Genomic DNA, 13,582 nt, shown 5'->3' on the forward strand with positions numbered 1-13,582 from the left:
CCTTCCAAGCCCTTCCCGAAAGGCTGACAACGTGACGCAGGACCTGATCGCGCGGGCCCAGGCCTGGCTGGCCGAGGACCCCGACAGCGAGACGCGCGATGAGCTCGCCAAGCTCATCGAGAGCGCTGACGTCGAGGAATTGGCCGCACGGTTCAGCGGCACGCTGCAGTTCGGCACCGCCGGGCTGCGCGGCGAGCTCGGCGCCGGGCCGATGCGGATGAACCGCTCGGTCGTCATCCGCGCCGCCGCCGGACTCGCCGCGTACCTGAAGGCGAAGGGGCAGGGCGACGGGCTCGTCGTCATCGGCTACGACGCCCGCTACAAGTCCGCGGACTTCGCGCGGGACACGGCGGCCGTGATGACGGGCGCGGGGCTGCGCGCCGCGGTCCTGCCGCGTCCGCTGCCGACGCCCGTACTCGCCTACGCCATAAGGCACTTGGGCGCCGTCGCCGGTGTCGAGGTGACGGCCAGTCACAACCCGCCGCGGGACAACGGCTACAAGGTGTACCTCGGCGACGGCTCGCAGATCGTGCCGCCCGCCGACGCGGAGATCGCCGCCGCGATCGACGCCGTCCGGAGCCTCGACGACGTACCGCGGCCCCAGGAGGGCTGGGAGGTGCTCGGGGACGAGGTCCTGGAGGCCTATCTGGCGCGTACGGACACGGTGTTGAGCTCCGGCTCGCCGCGCACCGCGAACGTCGTCTACACGGCGATGCACGGCGTCGGCAAGGACGTGCTGCTCGCCGCCTTCGCGCGGGCCGGGTTCCCCGAGCCGGTGCTTGTGGCCGAACAGGCCGAGCCCGACCCGGCGTTCCCCACGGTCGCCTTCCCCAACCCGGAGGAGCCGGGCGCGATGGACCTCGCGTTCGCGACGGCCCGCCGCGCGAACCCGGACATCATCATCGCCAACGACCCGGACGCCGACCGCTGCGCGGCGGCGGTGCTCGACGGCGGCGAGTGGCGCATGCTGCGCGGCGACGAGGTCGGCGCGCTGCTCGCCGCCCACCTCGTCACCAAGGGCGTCTCCGGCGTCTTCGCCGAGTCGATCGTGTCGTCCTCGCTGCTCGGCCGCATCGCCGAGGCGGCCGGGCTCGGGTACGAGGAGACGCTCACCGGGTTCAAGTGGATCGCCCGGGTGGACGGTCTGCGCTACGGCTACGAGGAGGCGCTCGGCTACTGCGTCGACCCCGAGGGCGTGCGCGACAAGGACGGCATCACGGCCGCGCTCCTGGTCGCCGAGCTCGCCTCCGTCCTGAAGGAGCAGGGCCGCACCGTCCTGGACCTCCTGGACGACCTGGCCCTGGCGCACGGCCTGCACGCCACCGACCAGCTGTCGGTCCGCGTCGATGACCTGAGCATCATCTCGGACGCGATGGCGCGCCTGCGCGAGCAGCCGCCGACCGAGCTCGCGGGCCTCGCGGTGACGAAGGCCGAGGACCTGACGGAGGGCACCGAGCAGCTGCCGCCCACCGACGGTCTGCGCTACTACCTGGAGGGCGCCCGGGTGATCGTGCGCCCGAGCGGCACCGAGCCGAAGCTCAAGTGCTACCTGGAGGTCGTGGTCCCGGTGGGCTCCCGCGACGACCTCGGTGCGGCCCGCGCCCGGGGCGCCGAGCTGCTCGCCGGCATCAAGAAGGACCTCGCGGCGGCCGCCGGCATCTGACGGACGGCAGGCGAGTGGCAGGGGCGGTGGTCAATCGACCACCGCCCCTGCCACTCGTCCGAGTGATTTCGTACGGCAGTTGACGCAGCGGTGCGGCACCTTGCGGGGACTTGCGAGAAAGGGTGACCCGTACCTCTCGCCGTGCCCGAGCCAAGGAGCTGTCGCAGTGCCCCCGACCGCGCCGTCACCGGCGACCTCCCCGGTCCGTCGCCGCCCCGTCCCCGCCGCCCGCAGGCGCCCGGCTCCGAGCGGCGCGGCCGGCCGGCCCCCGGCCCGGCAGCGGGCGCGCACCGCCCTTCGGTACGCCGCTCCCGCCCTGCTCGGCTATCTCGCGGTCCGCCTCTTCGGGGTGCTGGTCCTCGCGAAGTGGGTGCACCTCAGACACCACGGGCTCTGGCCGGTGCTCGCCACGTCCTGGGACTCCAACTGGTACCTCGGCATCGCCGACCACGGCTACGACCATGCGATCCATGCCGAGCAGTGGAACAACCTGGCCTTCTTCCCGCTGTACCCGCTCCTGGTGAAGGCGGTCGCCGCCGTCACCCCGGGCTCGCGAGCCGATGTCGGGCTGCTGATCGCGATCGGGTTCTCGCTGGTCGCCGCGTGGGGGGTGTTCGCGGTCGGCGACCGCCTGCACGGCCGCCGCACGGGCACCCTGCTCACGGTGCTGTGGGGCGCGCTGCCGGTCGGCGTCGTCCAGTGGATGGGCTACACCGAGTCGCTGTTCACGGCGCTGACCGCGTGGTCGCTGCACTGCGTCCTGACCCGGCGCTGGATCTGGGCCGGCACGCTCGCCGCGCTGGCCGGTCTGACCCGCCCCACCGGCATCGCGCTCGCGGCCGCGGTCTCGCTCACCGCCCTCACCGCTCTCGTACGCGCCCGCCGGGTGGACCGGCGTGTCGTCCTGGGCGGCCTGCTCGCCCCGCTCGGCTGGTGCGGCTACGTGGCCTGGGTGGGGGCGCGGCTGGGCCGCTGGGACGGCTACTTCGCCGTGCAGAAGCTCTGGGACAACCAGTGGGACGGCGGCATCGGCACGCTGCGCGACATGCGCGGGCTCCTGGTGTACGCGAACCGCCCGCCGCTGTTCCTGGTCCTGGTCACCCTGGTCCTGATGCTGTCCGGCGCGCTGTACGTGCTCTCGCTCGCCGACCGCCAGCCGCTGGTCCTGCTGGTCTTCACCGGCGCCCTGCTCCTGGTCGTCCTGGGCAGCGGCGGTGTCTACTTCCCGCGGGCCCGCTTCCTCGTACCGGGCTTCCCGCTGCTGCTTCCGGCCGCGCTCGCGCTGGCGCGGGCCCGCCGCCCGGTGGTCGTCCTCGGGCTGGGCGCGGCGGCCCTGTCGTCGGCGTGGCTGGGCGCGTACATGCTCCTGGTGTGGCCGGGGCCGCCGTGACGTACCTCGGGCCCGGGGCCGCCGTGACCGGCGGCCGTGACCGCTGTCAGCCGATGGCGAGCAGGACGACGAACAGGAGCCCCCCGGCGACCGCGGGCGCGATGACCTCGTACGCCCAGCGGATGCTCATCTCCCCCTGTGCGCCCTCGCGGGAGGCGCCCTGTTCGGCGAGGTCGCGCAGTTCCCGGATGGACTGGTCGGCCGGCGAGAGGCGCGCCTTGTCGGTGGTGTCCGGGGTCGCCGGGAAGCCGCTCCCGCCGACCGCGGCGTCCCGCGCCTGGCGGCGGGAGGCGCGCTTGCGCTGACGCAGCGATACGGGGATCGCCCACAGCTGGTACTTGCCGCCCGACTGGTCGAAGACCTCGCTGGAGTACCCGGACCGGACGTCCGCGACGGCCGCCCAGGGCAGCGTGATCGTGCGGAACGGATTGCGCACCAGGAGCCGGTCGTCGTTGGCGAGGACGACGGGGCGGAAGCTGAACGCGACGATCAGCGGCACCGCGCACAGCAGCCCCGCGAGCGCCAGCCAGGGTGCGTTGCCGTGGCCCTGGACCACGGCGTCGACGCCGAGCCAGAGGATGAGCGCGAGCAGCAGCGCACCGCCGGCGATACCGGCGGATGAGCGGTAGGTGCGGTCGGCGTAGGCCGGCTCGGCGGGCGGCGTGGGGCTCGTCATGGCCCGATTCTGCCTCACGCCCTGGGCACCGGTTTCGCTCAGGCCACCAGATCCGCGTACAGGATGATGTTGTCGGGCCGGTGCCCTCCGGTGAGCTCGCCGCCGCAGGTGATGACGCGCAGCTCGGGGCGGTCGGTGTCGCCGTACACCTTCTGGGTCGGGAACGTCTTCTTGTCGACCTGTTCGAGGGCGCGGACCTTGAACTCGGCGGTCCTTCCGTCGGCGCGGGTGACCGAGACGGTGTCGCCGACCTTGACCTGGGAGACGTTCTTCAGGACGGCCGGGCCCTTGACGGTGTCGAAGTGCCCGATGAGCACGGCGGGCCCGGTCTGGCCCGGGGTGACGCCCTTGTCGTACCAGCCGATCCTGTCGGCGTCGGCGACCGAGGGCACCTCGACGGTGCCGTCGGCGGCGAGCCCCAGGTCGAGGATCGGGCTCGCGTCGACCCCGGCCGCCGGGATCCGCACCCGTACCGGCTTGGACGCGGGCAGCGGGGCCGCGGCGTCGGGGGCGGCCGGGGTGCTTGCGGCGGCGGAGATGTCCGGGGGCGGGGTGGCCGGCTTCGCTGCGCCCGATCCGCAGCCGGCGACCGAGACCCCGAGGGCGATGACGAACAGGGCGGCAACGGCCGAACGGGCCGCGCGGGTACGGGACATGGGGTGCTCCGGGAGGGCAATGAGGAGGGGCGGGCCACCGCCGAGGAGGCGGGGCCCGCCCGGGAGGGTGGGGGCCGGTCGGGCGGGGGCGCCCCAACTGCCCGGGCAGGCAGGGGAGTTGGACCCGGCTCGGCCGGCAGCGGCGTCAGGCGCGGCCGGCCGCGCGGCGGCGCAGCAGCACGAACCCGGCTCCGCCGGCCGCGGCGAGTCCCGCGCCGCCCGCGATCAACGCGTTCTCGTCACCGCTCTGCTGCTCGAACTCGGCACCGGCCGCGACAGCCCCCTTCGGTACGACGCCGGTCTGGCCGCCCTTGGGCACCACGTCGGCCTGGCCGCCGTTCTGGGTCGGCGCGGTGACCGGGGTCTGCCCGGCCGCACACCCGGCCGGGAGCTTCGGGAAGGCGGTGTAGGCGTACGGGGTGTTGCCGCCCTGAGTGCGCTGGCCGAGCTTGGGGGTGGCGGTGTTCGCGCCGTCGACGCGCAGGCCCATGCGGGTGTCGACGGGGTGGGCGCGGTCGGCGGAGGAGATCGTCCTGAGGGCGCTGTCCCGCAGGACCGCCTTCGGCCCCGCGGGGCCGTTGGTGAGCTTCACCGACATCGCGTCGTTGAAGACGCTGGGCACGACCTCGGTGACGGTGCAGCCGGAGCGGCCGCCCGCGTACTCCGAATTCACCTTGCCCGTCGAGGAGTTGAGGGTGACGTGCATGCCGTGGACGTAGGCGTCGATGTCCCCGCCGTCGGTCTCCATGATCTTCACGACCCTGCCGTTGGTGACGAACTCGGCGCGGTAGTGGTTCGTCGCGAACCTGTGCACCGGGAGGATCTCTCCGTTGACCAGCTTGTACGTGGCATCCCCGGGGTCCGCGCAGCTCTTGGCGCCGCACCGCTCGGCGGGGGCGGATCCGGCCGCCGGGGTGGCCGCGAGGGCGGCGGCCGGGGTGAGGAGGGCGCCGGCCAGGGCGGCGGTGGCGACCGCGGCACGCAGGGCGAGGCGGCGGGAAGGGATGTAGGTCGACATGAACGACTCCGTGGAGCGGGCGGCCGAGTGGCCGGAGGAGGAAGAAGGAGAGGTTGCATGCCGCCTCCTCTGCCGGGTGGGGCCGTTGAGGCTGGGCGGGGCTGCAAGAAGAAACCTATGGATCACGTGTGCGAGAACCGTCTGTTCCATGTCACGGGCACGTGACAGAGCTCACCCCCGGCCACCTGCGCCGGGAGGGCTGTACAGGCAGCTACGCGCGTAGATATGCTCATCTGGTGACCATGCCCACCAATGCACCAGTAGCTGCCTTCGCCGACGCGACCGCGTCCGACGGCGCGCTGCGCCGCTTCCTCCACGGGCTCCCCGGCATCGACCCGGTGGGCCTGGAAGCGCGCGCCGCGTCCCTCGGCACCCGTTCGATCAAGACCTCGGCCAAGGCGTACGCCATCGACCTGGCCATTTCGATGATCGACCTGACGACCCTTGAAGGCGCGGACACCCCGGGCAAGGTCCGGGCGCTCGCCGCCAAGGCCGTCCACCCCGATCCGACCGACCGCACCACCCCGCACACCGCCGCCGTCTGCGTGTACCCGGACATGGTGGCGACCGCCAAGGAGGTGCTGAAGGGCTCGGACGTCAAGGTCGCGTCCGTCGCCACCGCCTTCCCGGCGGGCCGCGCCGCACTGCCGGTGAAGCTCGCGGACGTACGGGACGCGGTCGCGGCCGGCGCCGACGAGATCGACATGGTGATCGACCGGGGCGCGTTCCTCGCCGGTCACTACCTCAAGGTGTACGAGGAGATCGCGGCCGTCCGCGCCGAGTGCGGCGACCGGGCCCGCCTCAAGGTCATCTTCGAGACCGGCGAGCTGTCGACGTACGACAACATCCGCCGCGCCAGCTGGCTCGGCATGATGGGCGGCGCCGACTTCATCAAGACGTCGACGGGCAAGGTGGCCGTGAACGCCACGCCCCCCAACACGCTCGTACTCCTCGAAGCCGTACGGGACTTCCGCGCGCAGACCGGGATCCAGGTCGGTGTGAAGCCGGCCGGCGGCATCCGCAACACCAAGGATGCCATCAAGTTCCTGGTCCTGGTCAACGAGACCGTGGGCGAGGACTGGCTGCACAACCACTGGTTCCGCTTCGGCGCCTCCTCGCTGCTCAACGACCTGCTGATGCAGCGTCAGAAGCTGGCGACCGGCCGCTACTCCGGCCCCGACTACGTGACGGTGGACTGATCACCATGGCAATGGAAAAGAAGACGGCCGCGTTCGAGTACGCGCCCGCGCCCGAGTCCCGCTCGGTCGTCGACATCGCGCCCTCCTACGGCCTGTTCATCGACGGCGAGTTCACCGAGGCCGCCGACGGCAAGGTCTTCAAGACCGTCAGCCCGTCCACCGAAGAGGTCCTCTCCGAGGTCGCCCGGGCGGGCGCCGAGGACGTGGACCGCGCGGTGAAAGCGGCCCGCAAGGCGTTCGAGAAGTGGTCGGCGCTGCCCGGCTCCGAGCGCGCCAAGTACCTGTTCCGCATCGCCCGGATCATCCAGGAGCGCAGCCGCGAGCTGGCCGTCCTGGAGACCCTGGACAACGGAAAGCCGATCAAGGAGACCCGCGACGCGGACCTCCCCCTGGTCGCCGCGCACTTCTTCTACTACGCGGGCTGGGCCGACAAGCTCGACCACGCGGGCTACGGAGCCAACCCGCGCCCGCTGGGCGTCGCGGGCCAGGTCATCCCGTGGAACTTCCCGCTCCTGATGCTGGCGTGGAAGATCGCCCCGGCGCTGGCGACCGGCAACACGGTCGTCCTGAAGCCCGCCGAGACCACTCCCCTGTCGGCCCTGTTCTTCGCGGACATCTGCCGCCAGGCCGGGCTCCCCAAGGGCGTCGTCAACATCCTCACCGGGTACGGCGACGCGGGCGCGGCCCTGGTCGGGCACCCGGACGTCGACAAGGTCGCCTTCACCGGCTCGACCGCCGTCGGCAAGGCCATCGCCCGTTCCGTGGCGGGCACCGACAAGAAGGTCACCCTGGAGCTGGGCGGCAAGGGCGCCAACATCGTCTTCGACGACGCCCCCATCGACCAGGCCGTCGAGGGCATCGTCACCGGCATCTTCTTCAACCAGGGCCAGGTCTGCTGCGCGGGCTCGCGCCTGCTGGTCCAGGAGTCGGTCCAGGACGAACTGCTCGACTCGCTCAAGCGCCGCCTGTCGACGCTCCGCCTCGGCGACCCGCTGGACAAGAACACCGACATCGGCGCGATCAACTCGGCCGAGCAGCTCGCCCGGATCACCGCGCTCACCGAGACCGGCGAGGCCGAGGGCGCCGAGCGCTGGTCCGCGCCCTGCGAACTGCCGTCCACGGGCTACTGGTTCGCCCCGACGCTCTTCACGAACGTCACCCAGGCGCACACCATCGCCCGCGACGAGATCTTCGGCCCGGTCCTGTCCGTGCTGAGCTTCCGTACCCCGGACGAGGCCGTCGCCAAGGCCAACAACAGCCAGTACGGCCTCTCCGCCGGCATCTGGACGGAGAAGGGCTCGCGGATCCTCGCGGTCGCGAGCAAGCTCCGCGCGGGTGTCGTCTGGGCCAACACGTTCAACAAGTTCGACCCGGCCTCGCCGTTCGGCGGCTACAAGGAGTCGGGCTTCGGCCGCGAGGGCGGTCGGCACGGTCTGGAGGGTTACCTCGATGTCTGAGACTTCGACGCGTCTGAGTGTCTTCAAGACCTACAAGCTGTACGTGGGCGGGAAGTTCCCGCGTTCCGAGAGCGGCCGGGTGTACGAGGTGCAGGACAGTAAGGGCAAGTGGCTGGCCAACGCTCCGCTGTCCTCCCGCAAGGACGCGCGGGACGCGGTCGTCGCGGCCCGCAAGGCGTTCGGCGGCTGGTCGGGCGCGACCGCGTACAACCGGGGCCAGATCCTCTACCGCATCGCCGAGATGCTGGAGGGCCGCAAGGACCAGTTCGTACGCGAGGTGGCGGAGGCGGAGGGGCTTTCGAAGTCCAAGGCCGCCGCGGTCGTGGACGCGGCCATCGACCGCTGGGTCTGGTACGCGGGCTGGACCGACAAGATCGGCCAGCTCGTGGGCGGGGCCAACCCGGTCGCGGGCCCGTTCTTCAATCTCTCCACCCCCGAGCCGACCGGCGTCGTGACGGTCCTGGCCCCCCAGGACTCGTCCTTCCTCGGCCTGGTCTCGGTCCTCGCGCCGGTGATCGCGACCGGTAACACGGCGGTCGTGATCGCCTCCGAGAAGGCGCCGCTGCCCGCGCTCTCCCTGGGCGAGGTCCTGGCGACCTCCGACCTGCCGGGCGGCGTGGTCAACGTCCTGTCCGGAAGGACGGCCGAGATCGCGGCGCCGCTGGCCGCGCACCAGGACGTCAACGCGATCGATCTGACGGGCGCGGACGCCGAGTTGGCGCGCGAGCTTGAGATCGCAGCGGCGGACAACCTCAAGCGGGTGCTGCGTCCCGGCCCCGCCGACTGGTCCGCCGACCCCGGTACGCACCGGCTGACCGCCTTCCTGGAGACCAAGACGGTGTGGCACCCGACGGGGTCGCTGGGCGCGTCCGGGTCCGCGTACTGAGTCAACTCCCTTGAGGCCCCCGCCGGTTGGACCGGCGGGGGCCTTGCGCATGCCGGGTCTCAGAGCCAGGCTCTCAGATGCCGAGCCGGGCCGCGATTCCGTCCAGGACGCAGTCCAGACCCAGCTCGAACTCCCAGGCCGGGTCGTCCTTGTGGGCCGCGTTGAGGGCGTAGTGCTGGAACACCGGGTAGCGCCCGGTGCCCATCAGCCAGGTCATCTGCGGGGCGAGGCCCTGCCGGATCTCGTCGCCGGTCGCCCAGCCCTGCTCCTTCATGTACTGGCCCACGGCGACCTCGCTCTGGACGAAGCCCTGCACGAAGGAGCTGACCGCGCGGAAGGCGGCCATCATCGTGTCCGGGTCGAGGCCGTGCCCGTCGAGCGCGGCCAGCTGCCGTTCCGCCGCGGCCATCCGGTTCGGGGTGAGCGCGAACAGCGGCGCCGGGAGCTGGGACAGCCAGGGGTGGTTCAGCATCATCGTGCGGGTGCGCAGGGCGTGCGCCCGCAGCACCTCGCGCCAGCCGCTCTCCGCACCGGCCGGCGCGGTCTCGGCGGAGACCTGGTCGACCATCAGCGCCCACAGGTCGTCCTTGCCGGAGACATAGCGGTACGCGGCCATCGGCGCGACGCCCAGTTCGGTGGCGAGGCGGCGCATGGTGACGGCGGCGAAGCCCTCGGCGTCGGCGACCGCGACGGCCACCTCGGCGATCTTGCGGTGCGAGAGCGCGGTACGGGCCGCGACCGACGGGCGCTCCAGCCGTTCCCAGAGCGTCGGCTCCCCTTCGCCCTTCTTCTGAGTGGCCACGGTGTCGGGCTCCTTCCGCTCGTCGTCCCATCGCGTCGCGTACATCGTATCGATCAGTAGACAACGTACACACCGCTGTGTACGTTGTACATGCCAAGATACGCCGTACACATCCAGGGGGTTTCCATGCAGGACGAGCGGGCCCCGCTCTCCCGGGTCGCCATCGTCGGGCTGCTGCTCGGCATCATCCTCGCGACGCTCGACGGCACCATCGTCGGCACCGCGCTGCCGACGATCGTCGGCGACCTCGGCGGTCTCGACCACCTCTCCTGGGTGCTCACCGCCTACCTCCTGACCACCTCGGTCGCCACCCCGATCTGGGGCAAGATCGGCGATCTGTACGGCCGCAAGGGCGCCTACCTCTCCTCGATCGCGGTGTTCCTCGCCGGGTCCGTACTGTGCGGACTCGCCCAGGACATGGGGCAGTTGATCGCCTTCCGAGCACTCCAGGGCATCGGCGCCGGCGGCTTGTTCGTCGGCGCGCTCTCGATGCTCGGCGTGCTGATGCCGCCCGCCCAGGCAGGCCGCTCGCAGGCGATGATCGGCGTGATGCTGCCCGCCGCGATGATCGGCGGCCCGCTGCTCGGCGGCTTCCTCACCGACCAGCTGAACTGGCGCTGGGTCTTCTACGTCAACGTTCCCGTCGGCATCGCTGCGCTGCTCATCGTGGGCCTCGGCATCCGGCTGCGCACCGAACGGATCAGGGCCCGGGTGGACGCCTTCGGCGCGGCCCTGCTCACGGCCGCGATCCTCGCGCTGACCCTCCTCGCGAGCTGGGCCGGCGTCACCTACGCCTGGTCGTCCCCGCAGATCCTGCTGCTCGCCGCGGTCGCGGCGGCCGCCCTCGCCCTGTTCGTACGGGTCGAGAGGCGGGCGCCCGAACCGGTCATCCCGCCCCGCCTGTTCGGCGACCGCAACTTCACCGCGGCCCAGCTCCTCAGCTTCCTGGTCGGCGCGGCCATGCTCGCCGCGACCAGCTATCTGCCGCAGTACATGCAGTTCGTCAGGGGCTTCTCCTCGACCGCGAGCGGTCTGCTGCTGCTCCCGCTGATGCTGGGCATGATCGGCGCCCAGCTCGTCATCGGCCGGCGGGTCGGCAACGGCGGCCGCTACCGCCGCTACCCGATCATCGGCGGCGCCCTCGGCACGGCGGGTGCGCTCGCCCTGCTCACGGTCGGCATGGACACGCCCACGGCGATCACCTCGGCGCTGACCTTCGTCCTCGGTACCGGCCTCGGCTGCGTGATGCAGCCGACCATGCTGATCACCATGAACAGCGCAGCGCCCCGCGACATGGGCGCCGCCAGCGGCACCACCACCCTGCTGCGGACCGTCGGCGGATCCCTGGGCATCGCCGTTCTCGGGTCCGTGTTCACCGCGCGGCTGGGCACCACCCTCACCGACCGGCTCGGCACGGACGGGCAGCGCCTGACCGGCGGCCACGCGCTGACGCCCGCACTGCTGGGGGAACTGCCCGCCCCGGCGCGGGACGCCTTCCGCGCGGCCGTCACCAGCGGGCTGCACGGGGTGCTGCTCGGCTCCGCCGTGCTGTGCGCCCTCGCCTTCGGGATCTCCTGGCTGGTGCGCGAGACGCCGCTGCGCACGACGGCACCCGCGCGGCAGGCCCCCGCGCAGGAGTCGGCGAACGCCTGAGCGTGCGGGCCGGGCGCCGGGGGCTCGGACGGGGTCCGGAGCCGCTGTCTCAGCCGGGCAGCAGACCGGCCACCCGGCCCGCGAGCGGGAGGTCCCTGAGGGCGCCCCCGCTGGTCAGCGGGTCCGTCACCAGCGCCGTCGTCACCGGCTTGAAGTCCCCGACCTGGGTACCGACCCCGTTGGCCAGCGGGTCGACGCCGGTGCCGGCCAGCGGGTCAAGGCGCAGCGCCTTGAACGGCGCGACGGCGTACCCGACCGCCCCGGTCGCCCCCTGCGCGCCCGCCGCGAGGTCGGTGGCCGTCGCGCTCGGGCCCGCCGCGGGGGCCGGAGCCACCGGCGCGGCCTGCGCGGCCGAGCCCGCCCCGGCGAGGGCGGCGCCGGCCGCGGTGACGGTGAGCCCGGCCCGCAGCAGCGCCCGGTGGCGCAGCGCCCTGGCGGGCTTGGCGGCCTCGTGATGTCCCATGGGATCCCACTCACTTTCGTACGTGATGGTGTGTAATCAGGCAATCACGAAGCGTAGTTGAGATGTGATGCTCGATACCAACGCCCTCCCCGAGTGGTGCCACTCCCGGGTGCATGGCCCAGACTGGTGTCCCGTGAGTTCTTCTGCCATCGCGACGCGCGTCGTCCTGCTCTCGGGGCCTTCCGGTTCCGGTAAGTCGTCCCTCGCCGCCCGCACGGATCTGCCCGTGCTGCGCCTCGACGACTTCTACAAGGAAGGCGACGACCCGACCCTGCCGCTGGTGGCGGGCAGTTCGGACATCGACTGGGACTCCCCGCTCTCCTGGGACGCGGACGCCGCGGTCCGCGCCATCACCGAGCTGTGCCGTACGAGGCGTACCGCCGTGCCGGTCTACTCGATCGCGACGAGTTCCATCACGGGCACCACCGCGCTCGGCATCGAGCGCACCCCCCTGTTCATCGCGGAGGGCATCTTCGCGGCGGACATCGTGGCCCGCTGCCAGGAACTCGGCGTCCTCGCCGACGCGATCTGCCTGCGCGGCCGCCCGAGCACCACCTTCCGGCGGCGACTGCTGCGCGATCTGAAGGAGGGCCGCAAGTCGGTGGCGTTCCTGCTGCGGCGCGGCTGGCGGCTGATGCGGGCCGAGCGCGCGATCGTCGCCCGCCAGACGGCGCTCGGCGCCCACCCCTGCGGCAAGGACGAGGCGCTCGGCCGCATCGCGGGCGCGGCGGCCGGCCGCTGCCGCACGGCGGCCGCGGCGTAACGTTTCACGGCCCCGGGCGCACAATGAAGCGGCGGGGCCGATGGCCCCGCCGCTTCCCCCGTTCCCCCCGTGGGTCCCCGTGTCCCCCGTGGACCCCCCTTTCCCCTCCCCCAGACCTTCAGGCCACCAGCTCGCCGAAGGACTCCTCCTCGTCACGGCCGAAGCTGAGGACCTCGTCCTCGCGCAGCCGGCGCAGCGAGCGCCAGATGCTGGACTTCACCGTGCCGACACTGATGTCCAGTATGTCCGCGATCTCCGGGTCGGTACGTCCCTCGTAGTAGCGCAGGACCAGCATCGTGCGCTGCAGTTCGGGAAGGCGGGCCAGCGCCTGCCAGAGCACCGCGCGCAGTTCGGTGCCGCGCATCGCGTCCGTGTCGCCGACCGTCTCCGGCAGCTCCTCGGTCGGGTACTCGTTCAGCTTGCGCCGCCGCCAGGCGCTGATGTGCAGGTTCGTCATGGTCCGGCGCAGATAGCCGCCGACCGCCGCCTTGTCGCTGATCCGGTCCCAGGCCCGGTAGGTGGAGAACAGCGCGCTCTGGAGCAGGTCCTCCGCCTCGTAGCGGTCACCGGTCAGGTGGTAGGCGGTCGCGTACAGGGAGGCGCGGCGTTCCTGTACGTAAGCCGTGAACGCCGCATCGGCGTTCACAGCTTCCGACGGGCTCTTCCGCTCCCCCGTGCCCTCCCGGTACGCCGCTTCCCCGTCAACGACCGTCATGTACGACGTGTGCTGACGCCCGGTGCCGCGAGCACACCCCCGTAGGCTCACGGCACCGGACTTCTCCGTGCTCCGCACGACGTCGTGGAGACGCGTCACAACTGCGCTGGAGTTGGAGCTGTGCAGTGCGTTCATCTCGCGCCCCCCGTCGGTGGAGTCTGTTCATCGGGTGTTCTGGTTACGGGGAAGAGCCTGCCCGGGCCACTTCATCGACGTGTCCGCCGACTGTCACAGGCCTGTC

General features: G+C 72.2%; 13 protein-coding genes. 7 read left to right on the top strand and 6 right to left on the bottom strand.

The window, feature by feature from the left end; all coding sequences use genetic code 11:
• The first annotated feature begins 31 nt into the window (after positions 1–31).
• Both ACIBK6_RS31745 and ACIBK6_RS31750 read left to right on the top strand, forming a co-directional pair.
• Positions 32–1,663 carry a phospho-sugar mutase gene (locus tag ACIBK6_RS31745; RefSeq protein WP_399055032.1) on the top strand — a complete coding sequence of 544 codons (1,632 nt, stop codon included), beginning with the start codon at positions 32–34 and terminating at the stop codon, positions 1,661–1,663.
• A 166-nt stretch (positions 1,664–1,829) separates the two neighbouring features.
• Positions 1,830–3,053, top strand: a complete 1,224-nt coding sequence (locus ACIBK6_RS31750; RefSeq protein ID WP_399055034.1) for a hypothetical protein — start codon at positions 1,830–1,832, stop codon at positions 3,051–3,053.
• A gap of 46 nt (positions 3,054–3,099) precedes the next feature.
• Here the strand turns inward: ACIBK6_RS31750 and ACIBK6_RS31755 are convergent, their stop codons facing one another.
• The 3 genes from ACIBK6_RS31755 to ACIBK6_RS31765 form a co-directional block, all read right to left on the bottom strand.
• Entirely contained in the window at positions 3,100–3,729 is a 630-nt protein-coding gene (locus ACIBK6_RS31755; RefSeq protein ID WP_399055036.1) for a PH domain-containing protein, read from the bottom strand.
• 38 nt (positions 3,730–3,767) lie between these two features.
• A complete protein-coding gene (locus ACIBK6_RS31760) occupies positions 3,768–4,385 on the bottom strand; it encodes a class F sortase (RefSeq protein ID WP_399055038.1) in 618 nt (205 codons plus the stop codon).
• Positions 4,386–4,530: 145 nt separating this feature from the next.
• The gene (locus ACIBK6_RS31765; RefSeq protein WP_399055040.1) at positions 4,531–5,403 is read right to left on the bottom strand and encodes a hypothetical protein; all 873 of its coding nucleotides are present in this window, start codon (positions 5,401–5,403) and stop codon (positions 4,531–4,533) included.
• A 242-nt stretch (positions 5,404–5,645) separates the two neighbouring features.
• On the opposite strand from ACIBK6_RS31765, the gene deoC reads away from it, so the two are divergent.
• Genes deoC through ACIBK6_RS31780 form a run of 3 tightly spaced genes read left to right on the top strand, consistent with a single transcriptional unit; the run spans position 5,646 to position 8,945 of the window.
• A complete protein-coding gene (gene deoC, locus ACIBK6_RS31770) occupies positions 5,646–6,602 on the top strand; it encodes a deoxyribose-phosphate aldolase (protein ID WP_399055187.1) in 957 nt (318 codons plus the stop codon).
• Between the two features lie 11 nt (positions 6,603–6,613).
• On the top strand, positions 6,614–8,059 hold the full coding sequence (locus tag ACIBK6_RS31775) for an aldehyde dehydrogenase family protein (protein WP_399055189.1): 1,446 nt from the start codon (positions 6,614–6,616) through the stop codon (positions 8,057–8,059).
• Entirely contained in the window at positions 8,052–8,945 is an 894-nt protein-coding gene (locus ACIBK6_RS31780; RefSeq protein ID WP_399055042.1) for an aldehyde dehydrogenase family protein, read from the top strand. The genes ACIBK6_RS31775 and ACIBK6_RS31780 overlap by 8 nt, the downstream gene beginning before the upstream one ends.
• A gap of 73 nt (positions 8,946–9,018) precedes the next feature.
• On the opposite strand, the gene ACIBK6_RS31785 is transcribed toward ACIBK6_RS31780, so the two are convergent.
• Positions 9,019–9,747 carry a TetR/AcrR family transcriptional regulator gene (locus ACIBK6_RS31785; RefSeq protein ID WP_399055044.1) on the bottom strand — a complete coding sequence of 243 codons (729 nt, stop codon included), beginning with the start codon at positions 9,745–9,747 and terminating at the stop codon, positions 9,019–9,021.
• A gap of 126 nt (positions 9,748–9,873) precedes the next feature.
• Here ACIBK6_RS31785 and ACIBK6_RS31790 point away from each other — a divergent pair, with 126 nt between their 5' ends.
• Positions 9,874–11,400, top strand: a complete 1,527-nt coding sequence (locus ACIBK6_RS31790; RefSeq protein WP_399055046.1) for an MDR family MFS transporter — start codon at positions 9,874–9,876, stop codon at positions 11,398–11,400.
• A 49-nt stretch (positions 11,401–11,449) separates the two neighbouring features.
• Here the strand turns inward: ACIBK6_RS31790 and ACIBK6_RS31795 are convergent, their stop codons facing one another.
• A complete protein-coding gene (locus ACIBK6_RS31795) occupies positions 11,450–11,863 on the bottom strand; it encodes a hypothetical protein (protein ID WP_399055048.1) in 414 nt (137 codons plus the stop codon).
• Positions 11,864–11,930: 67 nt separating this feature from the next.
• Between ACIBK6_RS31795 and ACIBK6_RS31800 the strand changes: the two genes are divergently transcribed.
• Complete coding sequence (locus ACIBK6_RS31800; protein WP_399055050.1) at positions 11,931–12,626, top strand: uridine kinase; 696 nt, start codon at positions 11,931–11,933, stop codon at positions 12,624–12,626.
• Between the two features lie 118 nt (positions 12,627–12,744).
• Here the strand turns inward: ACIBK6_RS31800 and ACIBK6_RS31805 are convergent, their stop codons facing one another.
• Positions 12,745–13,476 (bottom strand): SigE family RNA polymerase sigma factor, encoded by a 732-nt coding sequence (locus ACIBK6_RS31805; protein ID WP_399055052.1) that lies wholly within the window; start codon positions 13,474–13,476, stop codon positions 12,745–12,747.
• Positions 13,477–13,582 lie beyond the last annotated feature (106 nt).

It is taken from the genome of Streptomyces sp. NPDC050485, assembly GCF_044458185.1.
Lineage (GTDB): Bacteria > Actinomycetota > Actinomycetes > Streptomycetales > Streptomycetaceae > Streptomyces.

What these genes read in the sequence shown, in the direction of transcription:
- ACIBK6_RS31755 (WP_399055036.1), bottom strand. Translation starts at nt 3,729, where the DNA reads ATGACGAGCCCCACGCCGCCCGCCGAGCCGGCCTACGCCGACCGCACC.
- ACIBK6_RS31760 (WP_399055038.1), bottom strand. Translation starts at nt 4,385, where the DNA reads ATGTCCCGTACCCGCGCGGCCCGTTCGGCCGTTGCCGCCCTGTTCGTC.
- ACIBK6_RS31765 (WP_399055040.1), bottom strand. Translation starts at nt 5,403, where the DNA reads ATGTCGACCTACATCCCTTCCCGCCGCCTCGCCCTGCGTGCCGCGGTC.
- deoC (WP_399055187.1), top strand. Translation starts at nt 5,646, where the DNA reads ATGCCCACCAATGCACCAGTAGCTGCCTTCGCCGACGCGACCGCGTCC.
- ACIBK6_RS31775 (WP_399055189.1), top strand. Translation starts at nt 6,614, where the DNA reads ATGGAAAAGAAGACGGCCGCGTTCGAGTACGCGCCCGCGCCCGAGTCC.
- ACIBK6_RS31780 (WP_399055042.1), top strand. Translation starts at nt 8,052, where the DNA reads ATGTCTGAGACTTCGACGCGTCTGAGTGTCTTCAAGACCTACAAGCTG.
- ACIBK6_RS31790 (WP_399055046.1), top strand. Translation starts at nt 9,874, where the DNA reads ATGCAGGACGAGCGGGCCCCGCTCTCCCGGGTCGCCATCGTCGGGCTG.
- ACIBK6_RS31795 (WP_399055048.1), bottom strand. Translation starts at nt 11,863, where the DNA reads ATGGGACATCACGAGGCCGCCAAGCCCGCCAGGGCGCTGCGCCACCGG.
- ACIBK6_RS31800 (WP_399055050.1), top strand. Translation starts at nt 11,931, where the DNA reads ATGCTCGATACCAACGCCCTCCCCGAGTGGTGCCACTCCCGGGTGCAT.
- ACIBK6_RS31805 (WP_399055052.1), bottom strand. Translation starts at nt 13,476, where the DNA reads ATGAACGCACTGCACAGCTCCAACTCCAGCGCAGTTGTGACGCGTCTC.